The sequence below is a fragment of the Myxococcus sp. AB025B genome (genome assembly GCF_006518215.1).
GTDB lineage: Bacteria > Myxococcota > Myxococcia > Myxococcales > Myxococcaceae > Myxococcus > Myxococcus fulvus.
On the sequence record NZ_SRLW01000791.1, the window covers coordinates 1 to 246 of the forward strand.

1 pseudogene is annotated in these 246 nt (G+C 69.5%); it reads right to left on the reverse strand.

From position 1 onward, the window contains the following. Positions 1–246, reverse strand: a pseudogene (locus FL311_RS43925) (IS5/IS1182 family transposase); the annotation flags it as partial.

Consider the following 246-nt stretch of genomic DNA (forward strand, 5'->3'; position numbering starts at 1 on the left):
TCGGCCACCTTGCGGCCTGCGTGGCCGAGCAGGTTGATGGTGTCCTCAACCCGCCCGGCCCCTTCCAGAGGGCGGCTGTCCACCCCCACGCGCAGCGTCTTCGGCGTCTTCTTCGGGTCGAAGCCCTTCGTCCGCTTCGCCACCTCAACGGTGCGCTCCAGCAGCCGGCGGTCCATCTCGGTCGCGATGAGTCGCTCCCTGAATTGCTGCAGCCCGCCCTGGGAGAAGGCGGGCTCGTCCTCGTCC